The sequence below is a fragment of the Pseudoalteromonas luteoviolacea DSM 6061 genome (assembly GCF_001625655.1).
Taxonomy (GTDB): Bacteria; Pseudomonadota; Gammaproteobacteria; order Enterobacterales; family Alteromonadaceae; genus Pseudoalteromonas; species Pseudoalteromonas luteoviolacea.
The window spans coordinates 147,782-164,565 of record NZ_AUYB01000013.1 but is presented as its reverse complement, the minus strand read 5'-3'; the positions used below and the strand labels follow the sequence as shown (position 1 = coordinate 164,565).

The following is a 16,784-nucleotide window of genomic DNA, read 5'->3' as shown; positions in this document are numbered from 1 at the left end:
ACCTAAATCAGGCCATTTATGTTGTGATTTAATGATTGCTCTTTGCTATGAGGTTGAAGTAGCAAGTGGTTGAGTAGGAGTACTCAGTTCTCGGTACCAGGTTCGGGATAGTAGCGCTGCCATCAAAGGCATACTAAAAAGTGCACTGAATGTCATACCTCCGACAATAACGGCTGCTAATCCGCGATATATTTCAGCGCCTTCGCCGGGCAGCAGCATAAGGGGTAGCATGCCAAATATACTGGTGCCCGTGCTCATAAATATAGGCCGCTTACGAATAGAAATGGCTTGTACAATTGCTGCACTTTGTGTCGCTCCTCGCTGCATCGCAAAGTCGTATTGATTAATGAGCAAGATGGCGTTGTTTATTACCAGCCCCATTAAAATAATAAATCCAATCATCGTGATAATATCAAGCGGCTGATGAGTAGCGAGCCCGAGTAATCGCAAGCATAGCATCCCTCCAAGCATTGCAAGAGGCATACTCAATAGCACCGCTGCGGTTTGGCGCCAGTTGCGCAAGCTGAGGCGGAGTAAAAAGCAAAGAATAAGTACTGACATTAAAAACATACTGCTAAATTCTTTAATGAATTCATCGAGTTGATCTGCACTACCTCGCCATGTCGTGTTTACTTTACTCAATTGATTTTTGGCTAAAAAATCCGAGGTTTCTTGCTTTACTGCAGTAATAAATTCGCTTTGGCTGATATTGGCTGGTGGTGCAAGGCTAAGTGTAACAACACTGCGTTGATTGATTCGATTCAGTCTTGCTGGTGCGACAGAAAATTCGGCTTCGGTGAGCTCTGAAATAGGTCTAAGTCCTACATTCTCGATGGTTATTTCTCTGCTCAATAAAGTTTTTAGATCCTCTGCTGTGTGTATTTTTAAATAAAAAGGAAGGTTTTGTCCTTGGCTATTAAAGCGCCCTAAATACACGCCTTGAGTGAGTGCCTCAAGATGCAAATTTAGATCGTTTAGATTCATATTATACCGCAATAGAGCTGGGTGATTTGGGGTGAAGTTTATTCTTGCTACGCTGTTTGACAGTTCACTGACCGCTCTAATTTGTGCGCCATCAAATTTATTTTGCAAATGACGCAGTAATTGTTGCCCGGCCGATTGTAACGTTGAGAGCTCGGCACCTTGCAGGTCTAGGTAACTTACACCTGCATTTGGCATAACAAGTCGCAACAGTTCCTCTTGTACAACCGTTACGCGTGCGCCTGGTAAGTCGTGAACAATTTCATTTTTAAGCCAGCGGCTAAACGAATCGTAATGCCAATCTTTTGGAGGATAAAAATACAGTAGACAAAACCCTTCCCAGCAAAATAATCCCGATAAATCATACTGGGGTGCGTTGCCTTGGCTTTGTTGCTGCGCCAGTCGCGTTAAAATCGGCTCTGCAATATGAGCTTGAGTGGCTTTGGGTGACAATGGATCTTGAAAACTGATATAGGCGTGTACCGCACGATTTTTTGCCGCTGGCAGTAGGTTTGTTTGAGGAGTAAGCTGCCATACGATTAAACATGCAATCGGGATCAGTACCACCAATATACTCAACGCGATTGGCTTTGAATGTATTATTTGGTGATAGGCAGGGCTCACGCCACTGGGCTTCTGGTGCTGGTGTGGGGTATTTTTTAACAGTGTTTTGGCGACAATCGGAAGTAAACACAAAGCACTGACTAATGAGGTGAGAAGGGCAGCAGAAATTGTAAAAGCAAGGTCTTTAAAAAGCTGTGCTTCAGGGCTTTGCATTAAAAGTATGGGGATAAAAATCACAATACTGGATAATGTTGAAGATATCACAGCTCCTTTCACAGCAGAAATACCAGATACAATGGCTTGATTGAGCGTTTCTCCTTGACGACGCTTTTGTTCAATGCTGTCGACAGCGACAATACTGGCGTCGAGTAAAAGCCCAATTGACAGTGCCATACCCGCTAAACTTATGACATTAAGGCTAAAGTTTAAAAAATACATGAGCAACACGACCGCCGCTAGACAGACTGGTATAGATATAAAAATCAAAGTGACAAAACGACTTTGTTTAATAAAAAGATACAACACTAAACTCGATAAAATAATGCCTAGTAAGAGCGAAAGGTAGACTTGTGATATGGCACTTTTGATGGCTTTTGAATCGTCACGACTGAGCACTAATTCCATATCAAGTTCGGCCAAGGGTCCTTGATTTAAGCGTGATATGACTTCTTTCGTTTGCGCTAAAGTGGCGAGCACATTTACATCGGGAACGGATTGAAAATACATGTAAAATGCGCGTTTCCCTTGTATCGACGAAAACAACCACTCACGCTCAGTACGTTGATTGACTGTGGCAATATCGGAGAGTTTTATAAGGCTAGGAGAGTGGTAGGCAATGGGCAGCGACATCAACTCTGAAAAGTTTTTTTGGCCAGAAAAGTGTAGTGCATAACGTCTATCACCCAAGTACATATAGTCGCCAGAACTATCGTTAAGTGTATTTAATTGCGCTTGAATTTGGGTGATGCTTAGACCAAAACGTTTGATTTTGTCGTGTTGCAATATGATCTCAACTCGTTGTTGAGTAGGGTTATTGCTAGTGACTACATGTTGCACACCGTTAATTTGGCTGAGAGCCGGTTTTAAGTAGTTTTCGAAGGCATGAATAAAGTCACTGTGTGTTGCTGATGTATTGCTGATAAGCATCATAGAGGCAAGCGAAGCACTACTGCCAGAGGCAAAGTTTGTGACTGTAGGCGCTGGTACTTCACTTGGCCAACCGGGTACCTGATTAATGCGGTTTAGAGTTTCGAGATAGGCTGCCTGCATATCAGTACTCGCTTGAAACTGCAGATTAATACTGGCATTGCTTGCACTCACTGTGGTCGACATTAAAATACTATTCGGTATGCCGTTAAGGACCTCTTCAAGAGGTGAGACCAAAGTTTGTTGTATTTCTTCGACTCCTTTTCCAGGCCAAGTAACGTTAATCGCTATTTCAGGTCTTTTAATTGGTGGTAATAAGGCACTTTCTAACTGCTTGGCAATCACAATTGCAAAGACGCACATCAGGACTGCAATGGATAAAATGCTTTTATCTTTAAGTGTCATTGTGGATGTTTTTTGCAACATAGTTAATTTCCTTGAGCGAATAACGTATCAGCTGCCATCACTTTAACTTTCGCGCCATCTGAAATAGTAGATTGGCCCAGAACTATAACTTGCTCCCCTGCTTGTAAATCACTTTGAACGATAAAATGATGAGCTTGATTTTGAACCACCTCAATGGCGACTTTTTCGGCTTCTTGGTGTTTGTTGATTCGCCAGCTATGGGCGCTATTGCGTTCAAAAGTCACAGCTTGAACGGGGATTTTGGTGAGTTGGTTTAGTTGAGATTGCCACTGCACAGTCACGAGCTTACCGATTGGTAAGTTAGGTGTTTCTTTTGGAGTTCTAAACCACAGTGATTGCGTTTGATGACGCTGGTTTAAACTTCTTGAATAGCGGCTCAAAGTCAGTGGCACGGACTGTGAGAGAAAGAAGTCTTTGTGTTCTAATTGGCTGGTTAGTTGGTCTTGAGTAAGCGGTAACTCGCAATGCAACTCTTTGTTATTCGTTACGATAAAACTCAGTATAGCCTCACCTCTCGCAACAAAACTTCCAAGGTTACTATGAAGGGCCGTGACTACTCCATCGTCAGGTGCGTAGTGTTTGAGAGCAGAGATCTGTTTGTTAAGCGTTGCAATGGTATTGTTGGCTACTGCGACTGCTTGCTGAGCAAGCTTTAATGAAAGCGCATGCTCATTGATGGCTGAGGCTGAGACGTGCGTTTTGCCTAGCTGTATTAGGCGCTGGTATTCCTGTTGATGATAATCAAGGTTTGCAGATTGTTGTGTTAGTTCGTATTGCTGAGCTTTCAGCGATTGGTGTAAATAGAAGCCGTCTTGCTCCGCTAACAAGTCTCCCTTTTTTACAAAGCTACCACTACTGACCATATAGGTTAATTTTGCCTGACTTTCACTGGCCACTGTGTACTGTTGAGGAACAGACACTTGGCAAGAAAGTTGGCCTTGAACACCTTCTTGCCAAGGTACCACTGCTGTGGTTTTGACTAATGGTGGCTTAGTCGCAGCGATGGAAGACGTTACCCATAGCAAACCCGTGGATAACAAAATAGGTTGAAATGTCGAGAGAAGTTTTGAGGTAAATAACTGAATCATTGTATTCATAATATCCAAATATAAATAACTTAAAGCGCAGTTTGCCAAGGTGAAGTTGTGACTGGCATGGAATTGTTATGAACTTATGTGTAGACTGAGAAAAGTCACAATTAGTCATTCAACTTGAGAAAAATAATATGAAAAATCAAAGGATTGAAGAGGCGTCGAACGAGCTGCAACTGGCTGATAACCGAGTTTGCTTTAACTCTGGTCGAGTGGAGAACGCCCAAGGAGAGCAGCGATTGGAACCTTTGCCGTTGGCTTTTCTCAATTATTTGATTTCTCGAGCTGGTGAAATAGTCAGTCGTCAGGAACTGCTTGAGCATGTTTGGTGCAATCGTCAGGTCACTGATGATGCTATTCGCAGAGTGGTGAAAAAAGTACGTTTAGCACTTGGTGATGACGCGAAAGAACCTCGCTTTATTAAAACCATTCCATTACAGGGCTATCAATTTGTCGGTGAAGCGGCAAAACCAATTGAGAGGCAAGTGCAATCTCAAACACCATCAAGCCGTTGGTGGGTACTTGCCAGCATGGCACTGGTTACTTTTTTAGTTTGGGTACTATTTTTTTTATTGGGAACGAGCAGTACACCTTATGAGGCAGATATTGCACCGCTGACGCGAATTTCAGGCTCTGAAATGGGCGGAGAATACAACGCCAAAACTAACACGCTGATGTTTATGTATCGGGGCAGTAACAGAGAGCCATTTTCTTTGTATGCCAAAGATTTAAATCGTGATCTCCTATATCGATTAAGTGGCGATGATGGTGCGTATCACGGCATATTGATGTCACCAAATGGCAAGCAAGTTTTGTATAAAAGAGATGTTGGAAAAGGCTATCAGGTGTTCTTAGCTGATTATCATCAAGGTACTTTGCGCAATCCTCGTCGTTTGGAGATACCACAGAGAAATCCATCGCTTCAGGGATGGTCTGCGAATGGGCAATCTGTTTTTTACAATGCCTATGTAGTGGGGGAGAGTCCTCACTACAAAACCAGTAGTAAAGCGATATTCAGTTATAATTTAGCGAATCATACCAGCACACAGATCACTTTTCCTCTGTCTAAAGGGCGAGGCGACGTATTGGCGAAGGAGTCTTTCGATGGCAAGTATTTGGCCGTGGTTAGAAATCAGCAATTGCGTCAATATCGCTTACTGGTGTTTGCACTGAATGATGGAAATTTGCTTCATGAAACGTTACTTGGATTTGAGGCCTCCAACTTGGTATGGAGCCAACAGCAGCCCAACTCACTGCTACTTAGCAGTTTTAAAGGTCAGCTTGCAAGGTTTCATGTCGGCAGTGGACAGCTAAATGTTTCACCCCAAATTACCCCAGGTTTAAATGATGTTTTTGGTGAATGTGCCGAGGATTGTCTACTGATGCGTCGTCATGGTATGAACTACAGAGATATCGTCTCAATGCCCAACCCTTTCAGTACGTCGAAATCGGTACCAGCAATGCTTAAAATAGCCAGTGATCAAGTGGAGTGGTCGCCCATATACAGCCATGATGGTAATGCAGTTTTTTATCTTAGTCGGGACTCGAGATACAGTTATTTATATCAACTGGTTGCTGAGGGCCCGCACGCAGGTGAAAAAACACTCTTACATCGATTTGATACGCTCGATGCCATCAATGGCTTACAAGTCAGTACTAATGGTGCGCATTTATTGGGTAGAAGAGAAGAGCGGCTGTTTATGTATGATATTCCAAATCAGAGATTTACATGGCTTACAGGGGATGATGAGCAGATCGCTTATGCCAATTGGAATGCAGATGGACGTTATATTTATTTTTCTCGAGTAGAGCAACATAGCTATAAATTGCTTCGCTACGATATTGAAACGCAGACAACCGAGCGGGTGAGAGATGATACTTTAGCGCGTATTGAAGATGGAGCTGGTCGAGTGTTCATATTAAGAGATGATTTTTGGTTAGTACAAACCTTTTCATCTGGCGATGAAAAGCGACTAGTACAGTTGCCTAGGCTTGCTGAATTAACAATTATTGCACGAAAAAACGCTGTGTATTGGGCAGATAAACAAAGTTTGATAGTACATTTAAACAAGTTGGATTTAGATACTATGCAGCAACGCTCATTTCCTTTGAGTCGCAATGAATGGACATTTAATTTTGATTTGCATCCAAAATTACTGTCAGTTATTTATTCAAAAGAGTTACTGGCTGCCAGTGATCTCGTTCAAGTCACTGGCAGAGAGTAGTGTAAACTAGGTTTTCACTAAAAAGTTGATCTCAGTGAGAAGATCTTGAGGTGCGGTATCTTTAAGATCATTTAAATATTCTTCAAAAGGTGGAAAATCAGCGAGTTCAAACTGACTCTGTGGCAACCATTCTCCATATAGCCAATTATATGGCTTTTCTAGTTCTGGATAGTCACCTTTGAATAATATACTGACCGTGTCTCCTTCGGGAATTGTGATCTGCTCAAATGGATGATCTTCTGGCAGCAAAGCGGTATCAACCGAAATACAGGCCATAGAGCGGAGGTTATCTTGTGCCACCGAGTCTGGATCATCAAAGTAAATCCCGAAATAGCGAGTGTGTTGGTCAAGCAGCTGCGCCTTACCAGCCATTAAAGACAACTTTTCAAATGCTTGCCCTATTTTCATATAATCGCCTTGGTGTGAAATGCCGATTAATGACAGTGACTTGATGTGCTGTTGTTTAACTGAATACATTGTTTGGTACTCCTTTTGAGACTTTGGATATAACTCAGTGACGTTAGGTTGAGTGTCAACACGAGATTGGCGATATTGCTGGGGTGTTTCACCATAGTGTTTCCTAAACGCACGATTAAATGCTTCAACGCTGCCATAACAAACTTTTTTTGCAATTTGTTGTTGGCTCAAGTCACTGCGTACAAGGTATGTCGCCGCTTTTAACATACGCATTCTTCTCACTGTGAGATTAATGGTTTCACCTGCGTATTCACGGTAGATGCGATGAAAGTGATAAGCAGACATATAAGCCACATCAGCCAGTGTGTTTACATCAAGCTCTTTGTCAGCATGCTCATAAATGTAATCAATAACTTTGAGTAAACGGTGCTCGTATTGATTTTGTGTACTTATCCTATGCTTCATAACAATTCGTGATCCGCAATTGAAAATACCCTTATAGGCTTATATGTCGTTGGCGACAAGTTTAAAGTAGCGCAGGTGGGATTGATAATGTTTGCGATTTTTAGACTCGCAGTGATGTTTTGTAAGAGAGCTCAAGGTAAGGCACCACAAAAGCTGTGGTACCAATTCGCAAGTGTTAAAGGCGCTTTGCAAAAAATGGCAACATATGATGCTCTAGACGTGCTAGCGCTTTGTCACTATGACCTCCCGAAAACACATTAAATGACAATGGAAGGTTTTGCTGTTGCGCTTTTTGCTTAAGTGCCAGAACACCCTCAGTGATCCAAATATAGTCGTCTTTGTCGCCTACTTCGATATGCACAGAGTGTAGCTCGTTTATAATAGCTGGGGTGGTGTAGAGTGAAATTAGCTCACCAAATCCACTGTACCAAAGCGGCTTTTGCTTTGCATCTTTGCTAAAGTGCGTACCAAAAGGTTGTTCTGATGTACCTGCAAACGCGCCTGCATACGCCATTAAGTAGGCACTGTAACTATTGTCTTGACCATTTTCCCAAATTTCGCGCCCTTGAAAAGAAGCAAACTCTTCGGCCATAACTTTTTGCGGCTCAGTACTTGCTGCAAGCTTCTGCTTGAATGCCTGATAGCGTTTAATCGCTGCGTCTGATGTCAAATAGGACTTAGCCATACCTTGTTCATTAAACATACCAGGGCTTAGTGCATAAACATGACCGAACACATCTGGGTTGTTTGCGGCAAATCGCAGTGCACCAGTCCCCCCCATTGAGAATCCTGCTATTCCACGATGCTTTGCTTGTGCTTTTGTTCTATATGTACTGTCTATCCAAGGGACAATTTCTTCAAGGACATAGTCGCTGAAGTTACCATGTACTGTAGAGTTGACATAAAAGCTGCCTCTTAGTGGTGTATTTCCTTCTAGCATCACCACAATCATCTCCATGGTATTACCCTGCTTCTTGTGATTATCAAGCATTTTTTCGATATGGCTACTGTATTTTATTGGCCAGCTATAAGCGCCTAAAAAATACAAAACGGGGTAACGAGTCTTGGTAGTATGATAATCATCCGGTAGATATATATGAACGTCTCGTGTGGCTTTGGTACCAATTAAGCTATTTTCTAGAGCTTTAGAGGTAAAAGGAACTTTGACTATTTCTGCGTGCAATTGGCTACTCAAAAATAGCAGTAATATTAGGCTCAGGTATTTCATTGTTATTCTCCTGCTGATTTAGCTTGCACTAAACTTACACCGGGCCTAAATTAAGAACAAATATTAAAAATTGTTTATTTATATATAATGAATATAAATTGGCTGGATATCAAAAAGCTAAATTATGTCGTGGTCGTTGCTGAAGAGCTTAGCTTTAGTCGAGCTGCACTCAGGTTACATATGTCTCAACCACCGTTGAGTCAACAGATCCGATTAATTGAAAACAACTTAGGAATGGCCTTGTTTGAGCGCTCTACACGGTCAGTATCACTCACTGCGTTTGGTAGCTTATTTGTAGAAAAAGCGAAACGGGTTTTAGCTGCGCATGCTGAGCTTGGGGAGTGTGTGCTTGCCAGTCAAAAGGGAGAGGGCCATCCCTTAAAAGTGGGATGCATTAGTCTTGCCTTTGAAGCCTTGATGTCGGACGGTATGGCGGTTTTACAAGCACAGCAACCTTATCTAGATCTAGTAATAGAAGAAGGGAGTAGTACCGATCTCATCAACCGCTGCGACACACAACAGCTACACGGCGCGATAATTCGTGCTCATGCGCCTGATTTGCCTGAGCAAGATTTACGTCATTTGAAAAGTGAAAAATACGTATTAGCTTGTCCCAAAAAGTGGCAGTTAACGATGCCTTCCACGTCGATTCGCATTTTAAGTGGTCGCCCATTTATTCATTATCCAAAGCAGGTTCAGCCCAAACTACACGCTGCAATAACGCAAGTATTTAGTGATGCTCAAGCACAGATGAATGTGGTCCAAGAGGTAAAAACGAAATCGACAACTTTGTCTCTGGTCGCTGCCGGTTTAGGCGCCGCCATAGTGCCACAGTCAATGTGTAGTAAATATCAGCAACAGGTCGATTTTATAAATATTGAAGAGCATTTACCAAGTGTGGATTACTATTTGTATAGCAAGAATTGGCAGGCTCACAAAGGGCTTGAAGCACTGTATGGCGTGCTAAGTAATCTAAGCTAAAGAGGCACTTAGCACGTAGGGTCTTATTGTTTGAAGAAATCGTCTTCGTTTTTAGCCAGCATTGCTTCAATATCCTCGATTAAAGCTTGAGGATCTGGTTGACCCATATCTGAACTTTGTACTTGAGTGGATATTTTGTTGTTTTCTTCTGACCATTCACCCAGATCTATAAGTTGACAGCGCTTAGAGCAAAAAGGACGATGAGGGCTTTGAGCTGACCAGATCACGTCTTTTTGGCATGTCGGACACTTCACGGCTGTAGGCATAATGGAATACTCATTTATCTATCAAGCGTATAGTTTACTGCTTTGCAGCAAACTATACCAGCGAGGTTATGAATGCTTAAAAATTGGTAACGCGGTTGATCTCGGCTAGAGAAGTTACCCCTGATGCGGCTTTTCTCAGGCCTGATAAACGTAAATTATCAAAACCGAGCTTACCCGCTAATTCCGCAATTTCTAATGAATTGGCGCCAGCCATGATTTTTTGAGAAATCTCAGGCGTGATTTTAACAACTTCATAAACACCCACTCGCCCCTTATATCCGTCGGTACAATGATCGCACCCTTTGGGCGCAAATAGAGTTAGATCTTTGATTTGCTCTTCACTGAACCCTTGACGTAACAGCTCTTCTGGCGGCAAGGTCTCAGGCTCTTTACATTTCGGGCATAGTCGTCTTGCAAGTCGCTGAGCAATGATCAAGCTTACCGAACTCGCAACGTTATATGCGGGTACACCCATATTTAGCAAACGGGTAAGAGTTTCAGGCGCCGAGTTAGTATGCAGTGTACTTAATACTAAGTGACCTGTCTGCGCTGCTTTTATCGAAATTTCAGCGGTTTCTAAGTCTCGAATCTCACCAACCATTACGACATCTGGATCTTGTCGCAAAAACGCTTTCAGCGCGTTTGCGAAAGTCATATCCGCTTTTGTATTGATCTGTACTTGGTTTATACCTTCAAGGTTTATTTCTACCGGATCTTCAGCAGTACTGATATTTCGCTCGGGTTTGTTTAGTATATTCAAACCGGTATACAGAGAAACAGTTTTACCGGAACCTGTCGGTCCAGTAACCAGTACCATTCCTTGAGGCTGTGCAAGGGCATTTAAATACAGCTCTTTTTGCTCAGGTTCATAACCTAGTACATCAATTCCCAATTTTGCGGCGGAAGAGTCGAGAATACGCATTACGATCTTCTCACCCCAAATAGTCGGTAAGGTACTGACACGGAAGTCGATGCTTTTACGCTCTGAAATCTTCAGCTTAATACGACCATCTTGTGGCTTTCGCTTTTCTGCGATATCAAGATGAGACATGACCTTAATACGAGCAGATAAGCGGCTTGCAAGGGTATTGGGTGGGCTGGCCATTTCGTGCAAAATACCATCGATACGAAAGCGCACACGGTACTTTTTCTCGTAAGGCTCAAAGTGTAAATCAGACGCCCCTTTTTTGATCGCGTCCATTAAAATTTTATTGATATAGACGATGATAGGCGCATCGTCTTTTTCTTCATCTTGTTGTTGTGATTGTGGTTCATCTTCAACATCAAGACTTGCAAACTCTTTAAACTCATCTTCGCTTAAAGACAGGCTTGAGTTGTCATCAAAGAGTTGATCGATTTTTTGTTCAAGCAGTTTATGATCAACAACGACTATTTCACATTGTAGTCCAGTACTAAACTCAAAGTTTTCAAATGCGCCGTAGTCTGTTGGATCGGATGTAGCAATGAACAACTTGCGATCTTTTTTTACCAGCGGCAGTAAGTAGTGCTGCCTGATAAGCTTTTCTTTGATGAGATCTTTAGGCACATTTTGGACGTCAAACCCATTGAGATCAAAATAAGGAACGCGGAACAAATCAAGACATTGTTCAGCAAGTTCTTGACCACTCATACCACTGCACAAGCAGATTAATTCTGCGGTTGTTGTCGCTTCGGTATGTTTTGCCTTTATCTGATCAGGAGTAATTCTACCTAAGGTAATGAATTTTCTCAGTAACGGAGAGTGATGTTCCATAACGTCCTTTAATACTTCAACAACTTACACAAATGTAGCAAATAATTAGTCAAACTGCTTAATTTTGCTTTAATGAACATTTTATTTTTTTGTTCTAATGAATAATACCTAATTTTACGGGAAATAGGATTAATAATTTTGTGCAGCTTGTAAAAATAATTGGTGTAAAGACAGTAACTCAGACTGTACATCAACTATGTCTCGATCATTATTAACAATATAGTCTGCGAGTTTGGTTTTCTCTGTACGACTCATTTGAGCTGCAATTATATTTTGCACTTGGTTTTGAGATACGCTATCTCGTGCAGTCGTTCTGGCGATCTGCACAGATTCTGGGACATCAATAAGAAGCGTTTTTTGGCAGTAGGACTGTAGGCCGTTCTCAAATAATAAAGGAGCACAAAGAATGCTATAACTGCTTTTGGCAGCTGCTAGCTGTGCAACAATTTGTGCTCTGATTAATGGGTGAAGTAGTTCGTTCAGCCAGTTTTTTTTAGTCTCGTCACTAAAAATAATCTCTCTGAGCTTAGCGCGATCGAGCTCACCTTGCTCTGTAAGTATGTGTTGACCGAAGTGTGCAGTAATGGCTTTTAGGCCCTCCGTATTGGGCATAACAACTTCTCTGGCAACAATATCAGCATCTATCACGTCTATACCAAGTGATTGAAAATAGTTGGTTGCAGCAGTTTTTCCTGCGCCAATACCGCCGGTGAGGCCAAGTATCCATTTAGACAAAACTACACTCCTAAAAAGTTTAAATACCAGTCTTTTAAGGCGCTGCCATAAAACAGCGTGAGCCAACCCGCAATGGCTAAATAGGGGCCAAACGGAATTGGTGTGGCTTTATCCTTACCTTGGACAGTGAGCTGGGCGCTGCCAATTATGGCACCCACTAAACTTGAGAGTAAAACAATCGTAATAATGGACTGCCAGCCAAGCAAGGCACCGAAAATAGCAAGTAGCTTAAAATCTCCAAAGCCCATTCCTTCTTTACCCGTTAGTAATTTAAACGCCCAATATACACTCCACAAACTGAGGTATCCCACTGCTGCACCGATAATGGCATCTGCTGGGGAAATTGTAATGCTTGTCGCAGCAGCTAGTAGCGCCAGCCAAAGCAGAGGTAATGTGATCTGGTCGGGCAACAGCATTTTATCTATGTCGATAAATATCAATGCGATTAGTGCCCAAGTTAGCACAATATAAAGTAAGGCTTGCAAGGTAGCTCCAAAATGCCAAGCTACCCATAAAGATGTGCCTGCGGTTAGCATTTCAATGAGAGGGTAACGTATTGATATTACTGCCTCACAGTATGCACAACGACCTTTGAGTAGTAACCAGCTCAACACCGGGATGTTATGGTGTGCCTTGATTTGAGTATTGCAAGATGGACATGTCGAACGAGGTGTAATGAGGTTAAAAGTAGACTTGGAAGCCTGTTGGCTGTTGCTTTCGTCACCTAAAATAACGCGACACTCTTTTTTCCATTCCGTTTCCATCATCTTTGGAAGTCGATATATCACGACATTCAAAAAGCTCCCGATGCAAAGGCTAACCAGTCCAACGGTCAATAGAAAAAACCAGGATTGTTGTTGCATTAACTGCCAAACATCTTGCATATATTTGCTCTTATTATTGTTTACTTTGCGATTTAAATGACAGAGCCGAGTTGGAAGATCGGCAAATACATCGCGATGATTAAGCCACCAACAAGTACACCTAACACGGCCATGATAATAGGTTCTAGTAACGTTGATAAGCCGTCAACGGCATCATCCACTTCTTGCTCATAAATGCTAGCAACTTTACTGAGCATACTATCTAGTGCACCAGATTCTTCACCAATAGCGACCATTTGCACCACCATATCTGGAAATATTTTGGAGTTGCGCATTGCCCAATTCATTTGGTTACCGGAGCTTACTTCACCTTTGATGTCTAAAATGGCATTTTTATATATGATGTTACCAGAGGCGCCTGCTGCTGAATCAAGTGCATCCACCAGTGGCACACCTGCAGCAAAGGTAGTTGACAGTGTTCTTGCGTACCTTGCAACCGCGGCTTTTCGCAAAATTTCTCCAATAACTGGGAATTGCAACAATAGCCTATCGTTGGTGTGCCGCACAGATTCGTTTCTTATGAGCATTTCTTTATAGGTATAAATACTTGCCCCAATTGCGATCAGCATGATCCACCAATACTCTTGCATAAATTCTGAAATGCCGATCACCAAGCGCGTGAATGCAGGTAGTTCAGCGCCAAATCCGGTAAATATATCTTCAAACTGGGGCACAACAAAAATAAGCAGAATTGACGTAACAATCAGTGCAACCGTAATAACTGCAATTGGGTAAAACATGGCCTTTTTAATTTTTGACTTTAGCGCCTCTGCTTTTTCTTTATACAAAGCGACTCGGTCAAAAATTCTATCTAATGCACCTGATTGCTCACCGGACTCAACTAAGTCACAGTATAGCTCGTCAAAATACCTGGGGTGAGCTCGTAAGCTTTTGGCAAGCGGCTGGCCAGCTTTGACCTCATCGGCAATAGTGCCAATAAGTTTGCTCACGCTTTTATTTTTTGCGCCCGAAGCAATCATATCCAGTGATTGGACTAAGGATACCCCGGCAGTCAGCATAGTTGCGATTTGCCTGGTGACTATTGAAATATCTTTGGGCGTAATTTTTTGCACACTTTTAAAGCCAAAGAGCGGCTTAGGCTTGCGCTTAACCTTAGAGGGTGTGATACCTTGCTTTCTGAGTTGGGCCTTGACTAATGCGACACTCGTGCCAGTCATTTCACCCTCGAGTCTTTTTCCTCGAGCGCTTACACCTACCCAAACGAAAGTATCTATTTTGTTTGTATTTTCTTTAGAAGGGAGAGCCATAGAGTATATTCACGTAAAAAGAAACTGGGCAGAACCCAGTTTCTTTTATAATGTGTAGTCAGTATCTTATGGTGTACCAGAAACTGCCGCAGTACAAGTGCTTGGTAACCAGTTAATTTGATTCGACCTAACTGTTGCGGCACATGTCCATGAATGAACAGCAAAAGCATCAGTGAAGTTATCTGCCGTTGCTGCAGTATTCGCTGCGCTGTTAGGCGTAAGCGTCATAACGATACCTGCAAGGTCATTTTGACCAGTGATAGTCATTAGGCCTTTAGCATCAATAGTTAGTGAAGTCACAAGGTCAGTTGCACTGAAACCCTGTGCACAGTTTGTTGGCGCACTGCCTAATTGTGCTCTTTCTTCAACACATGCTTTTGGCATGCTTGAAGCAGCTAGCATCTCAGAAGTTTTCGCACGGTTGATATAGTCTGTGTAAGCTGGAAGCGCTACTGCTGCCAAAATACCGATGATTGCAATCACAATCATTAATTCGATAAGGGTAAAACCACCCTGTTGTCTTTGCGTCATGATGTGTCTCCTAAGGGATATTAAGCCCGATGTTAGTTAACACTTACATCAGGGATTTATTAAACCAATTCAACTTTAGAGATATAACTGCTACCCTAGCGTTCTTAACAGTTTTTTACAGTCTCAACCAGATTACAGTCAAAAGAATTAATCTAAATCATTAATTTAACTCTTTTTTATTAAATCTCGTTTGTAAATAAATGTCAATGTATTAAATGTACATTTAGTTACAATTTAATTACAACCCAAAATATACTATTCAAAGCGCATCGATAAATCGATACTTTGTACATGTTTGGTAAGGGCTCCACTAGAAATATAGTCGACGCCAGCCTGTGCGTATTGCTCCAAAATCTCTAAAGTCATATTACCCGACACTTCGAGCTTTGCTCTACCTGAGGTTAGTTTAACGGCGTTTTGAATGTCCTCAACGGTAAAATTATCCAGCATTATGATGTCACTACCTGCATTTAGTGCCTGTTCCAGCTCATTTAGGTTTTCTACCTCAACCTCAACTGGCTTATCTGGATGATTGGTCTTTGCCTGACTCACCGCATTAGCAATACCACCACAAGCTGCAATGTGGTTTTCTTTTATCAAAAATGCATCAAACAATCCGATACGATGATTTTTGCCGCCGCCGCATGCAACAGCATATTTTTGTAAGGCTCTTAAACCTGGAATGGTTTTACGTGTATCAAGCAATTGAGTATTGCTGTTTTCCAAAGCTCTGACGTAATGTGCTGTGGTTGTAGCAGTCCCCGACAAGGTTTGAACAAAGTTAAGTGCAGTTCTTTCGGCGGTCAAAATTGCACGGGCCGAGCCTTTTGCAGTAAAAATGCGTGTATTCGCACTCAGTTTGTCTCCGTCATTGGCGAGCACGGTTACTTCAACACTTGGGTCTACTTGGCGAAACACTTCAAGAATTAAGTCCTTGCCGCAAAAAATACAGTCTTCTCGAGTGATAACGTACGCATTGGCAATTTGTTCTTGAGGTATTAAAGCGGCAGTGATATCTCCATCAACTGCAGATTGGTAGTTTAAGTCTTCGTCAAGCGCTTGTTGTACGAGTTGAGAGATGAGTTGTGGTTGCATAGCTAGAATCAATCATTGTTTGTTATACCTTAAATTCTACTTCGATTAATGCAATGAAACAATTTTCTTTGTACATAGTGGCAAACTTGGTGACATAAAATTGCCATAGTGCTCAGAGTGAAATCTTGATAAGGTAGGTAAGGTGTAGTGACTATTTAATTTTTTTATGCAAAATCAATATCAATGGCTACCATTTGCAGTTCAAAGGCAGTCGCCTCATTTTGACGAACGACCCAACGAGACGGATGTAAATTTGTTGGTGATCCATAATATTTCTTTGCCAGCAGGGGAATTTGGTACTGATTATGTGGATGACCTATTTCTGGGGAATATTAACTGCGATGCACACTCTAGTTTTAAGTCTCTTGAAGGCGTTCGAGTGTCAGCGCATTGCTTTATCCGCAGAGATGGTGAAGTGATCCAGTATGTACCTTTTGCAAAAAGAGCTTGGCATGCCGGTGTGTCTCATTTTTTAGGGCGTGAGAAATGCAACGATTTTAGCATTGGTATTGAGATGGAAGGTACAGACACAATTCCATACACCGATGCACAGTATGTTGCATTAGTGGCCGTCAGTAAGGCCATTTTAGCGCAATACCCTGAAATTACAGCAGAGCGTATTGTTGGCCACTGTGATATTGCCCCTGGTAGAAAAACAGATCCAGGCAGTGTATTTGATTGGCAACGCTATCTAAACACGTTATACCAAGAATCAACAACCGAGTAAG

General features: G+C 42.1%; 14 protein-coding genes. 3 read left to right on the top strand and 11 right to left on the bottom strand.

The window, feature by feature from the left end:
- Nucleotides 1–45: 45 nt before the first annotated feature.
- Nucleotides 46–3,117 (bottom strand): efflux RND transporter permease subunit, encoded by a 3,072-nt coding sequence (locus N475_RS01145; protein ID WP_063364547.1) that lies wholly within the window; start codon nt 3,115–3,117, stop codon nt 46–48.
- Nucleotides 3,118–3,119: 2 nt separating this feature from the next.
- Nucleotides 3,120–4,214 carry an efflux RND transporter periplasmic adaptor subunit gene (locus tag N475_RS01140; RefSeq protein WP_063364546.1) on the bottom strand — a complete coding sequence of 365 codons (1,095 nt, stop codon included), beginning with the start codon at nt 4,212–4,214 and terminating at the stop codon, nt 3,120–3,122.
- Between the two features lie 128 nt (nt 4,215–4,342).
- On the opposite strand from N475_RS01140, the gene N475_RS01135 reads away from it, so the two are divergent.
- The gene (locus N475_RS01135) at nt 4,343–6,433 is read left to right on the top strand and encodes a winged helix-turn-helix domain-containing protein (RefSeq protein ID WP_063364545.1); all 2,091 of its coding nucleotides are present in this window, start codon (nt 4,343–4,345) and stop codon (nt 6,431–6,433) included.
- A 6-nt stretch (nt 6,434–6,439) separates the two neighbouring features.
- Here N475_RS01135 and N475_RS01130 read toward each other — a convergent pair whose 3' ends face one another.
- On the bottom strand, nt 6,440–7,315 hold the full coding sequence (locus N475_RS01130) for an AraC family transcriptional regulator (RefSeq protein ID WP_063356718.1): 876 nt from the start codon (nt 7,313–7,315) through the stop codon (nt 6,440–6,442).
- A 175-nt stretch (nt 7,316–7,490) separates the two neighbouring features.
- Nucleotides 7,491–8,543, bottom strand: a complete 1,053-nt coding sequence (locus N475_RS01125) for an alpha/beta hydrolase (RefSeq protein WP_063364544.1) — start codon at nt 8,541–8,543, stop codon at nt 7,491–7,493.
- Nucleotides 8,544–8,630: 87 nt separating this feature from the next.
- Between N475_RS01125 and N475_RS01120 the strand changes: the two genes are divergently transcribed.
- Entirely contained in the window at nt 8,631–9,524 is an 894-nt protein-coding gene (locus tag N475_RS01120) for a LysR family transcriptional regulator (protein WP_063356716.1), read from the top strand.
- Nucleotides 9,525–9,547: 23 nt separating this feature from the next.
- On the opposite strand, the gene yacG is transcribed toward N475_RS01120, so the two are convergent.
- From yacG to nadC, 7 genes are all read right to left on the bottom strand, one after another.
- Nucleotides 9,548–9,790 carry a DNA gyrase inhibitor YacG gene (gene yacG, locus N475_RS01115; protein WP_063356715.1) on the bottom strand — a complete coding sequence of 81 codons (243 nt, stop codon included), beginning with the start codon at nt 9,788–9,790 and terminating at the stop codon, nt 9,548–9,550.
- A 76-nt stretch (nt 9,791–9,866) separates the two neighbouring features.
- The gene (gene pilB / locus N475_RS01110) at nt 9,867–11,543 is read right to left on the bottom strand and encodes a type IV-A pilus assembly ATPase PilB (protein WP_063364543.1); all 1,677 of its coding nucleotides are present in this window, start codon (nt 11,541–11,543) and stop codon (nt 9,867–9,869) included.
- Nucleotides 11,544–11,672: 129 nt separating this feature from the next.
- Entirely contained in the window at nt 11,673–12,278 is a 606-nt protein-coding gene (gene coaE, locus N475_RS01105) for a dephospho-CoA kinase (RefSeq protein WP_081215892.1), read from the bottom strand.
- Nucleotides 12,279–12,280: 2 nt separating this feature from the next.
- Nucleotides 12,281–13,162 (bottom strand): prepilin peptidase, encoded by an 882-nt coding sequence (locus tag N475_RS01100; RefSeq protein ID WP_063364542.1) that lies wholly within the window; start codon nt 13,160–13,162, stop codon nt 12,281–12,283.
- 32 nt (nt 13,163–13,194) lie between these two features.
- Nucleotides 13,195–14,430 carry a type II secretion system F family protein gene (locus tag N475_RS01095; protein WP_063356712.1) on the bottom strand — a complete coding sequence of 412 codons (1,236 nt, stop codon included), beginning with the start codon at nt 14,428–14,430 and terminating at the stop codon, nt 13,195–13,197.
- Nucleotides 14,431–14,496: 66 nt separating this feature from the next.
- Nucleotides 14,497–14,961, bottom strand: coding sequence for a pilin (locus tag N475_RS01090; RefSeq protein ID WP_063356711.1), 465 nt, complete (start codon nt 14,959–14,961; stop codon nt 14,497–14,499).
- 255 nt (nt 14,962–15,216) lie between these two features.
- Nucleotides 15,217–16,056, bottom strand: a complete 840-nt coding sequence (gene nadC / locus N475_RS01085; protein WP_063356710.1) for a carboxylating nicotinate-nucleotide diphosphorylase — start codon at nt 16,054–16,056, stop codon at nt 15,217–15,219.
- Nucleotides 16,057–16,222: 166 nt separating this feature from the next.
- On the opposite strand from nadC, the gene ampD reads away from it, so the two are divergent.
- Complete coding sequence (gene ampD, locus N475_RS01080; protein WP_063356709.1) at nt 16,223–16,783, top strand: 1,6-anhydro-N-acetylmuramyl-L-alanine amidase AmpD; 561 nt, start codon at nt 16,223–16,225, stop codon at nt 16,781–16,783.
- The last annotated feature ends 1 nt before the right edge of the window (nt 16,784 follow it).

What these genes read in the sequence shown, in the direction of transcription:
- N475_RS01145 (WP_063364547.1), bottom strand. Translation starts at nt 3,117, where the DNA reads ATGTTGCAAAAAACATCCACAATGACACTTAAAGATAAAAGCATTTTA.
- N475_RS01140 (WP_063364546.1), bottom strand. Translation starts at nt 4,214, where the DNA reads ATGAATACAATGATTCAGTTATTTACCTCAAAACTTCTCTCGACATTT.
- N475_RS01135 (WP_063364545.1), top strand. Translation starts at nt 4,343, where the DNA reads ATGAAAAATCAAAGGATTGAAGAGGCGTCGAACGAGCTGCAACTGGCT.
- N475_RS01130 (WP_063356718.1), bottom strand. Translation starts at nt 7,315, where the DNA reads ATGAAGCATAGGATAAGTACACAAAATCAATACGAGCACCGTTTACTC.
- N475_RS01125 (WP_063364544.1), bottom strand. Translation starts at nt 8,543, where the DNA reads ATGAAATACCTGAGCCTAATATTACTGCTATTTTTGAGTAGCCAATTG.
- N475_RS01120 (WP_063356716.1), top strand. Translation starts at nt 8,631, where the DNA reads ATGAATATAAATTGGCTGGATATCAAAAAGCTAAATTATGTCGTGGTC.
- yacG (WP_063356715.1), bottom strand. Translation starts at nt 9,790, where the DNA reads ATGCCTACAGCCGTGAAGTGTCCGACATGCCAAAAAGACGTGATCTGG.
- pilB (WP_063364543.1), bottom strand. Translation starts at nt 11,543, where the DNA reads ATGGAACATCACTCTCCGTTACTGAGAAAATTCATTACCTTAGGTAGA.
- N475_RS01100 (WP_063364542.1), bottom strand. Translation starts at nt 13,162, where the DNA reads ATGCAAGATGTTTGGCAGTTAATGCAACAACAATCCTGGTTTTTTCTA.
- N475_RS01095 (WP_063356712.1), bottom strand. Translation starts at nt 14,430, where the DNA reads ATGGCTCTCCCTTCTAAAGAAAATACAAACAAAATAGATACTTTCGTT.
- N475_RS01090 (WP_063356711.1), bottom strand. Translation starts at nt 14,961, where the DNA reads ATGACGCAAAGACAACAGGGTGGTTTTACCCTTATCGAATTAATGATT.
- nadC (WP_063356710.1), bottom strand. Translation starts at nt 16,056, where the DNA reads ATGCAACCACAACTCATCTCTCAACTCGTACAACAAGCGCTTGACGAA.
- ampD (WP_063356709.1), top strand. Translation starts at nt 16,223, where the DNA reads ATGCAAAATCAATATCAATGGCTACCATTTGCAGTTCAAAGGCAGTCG.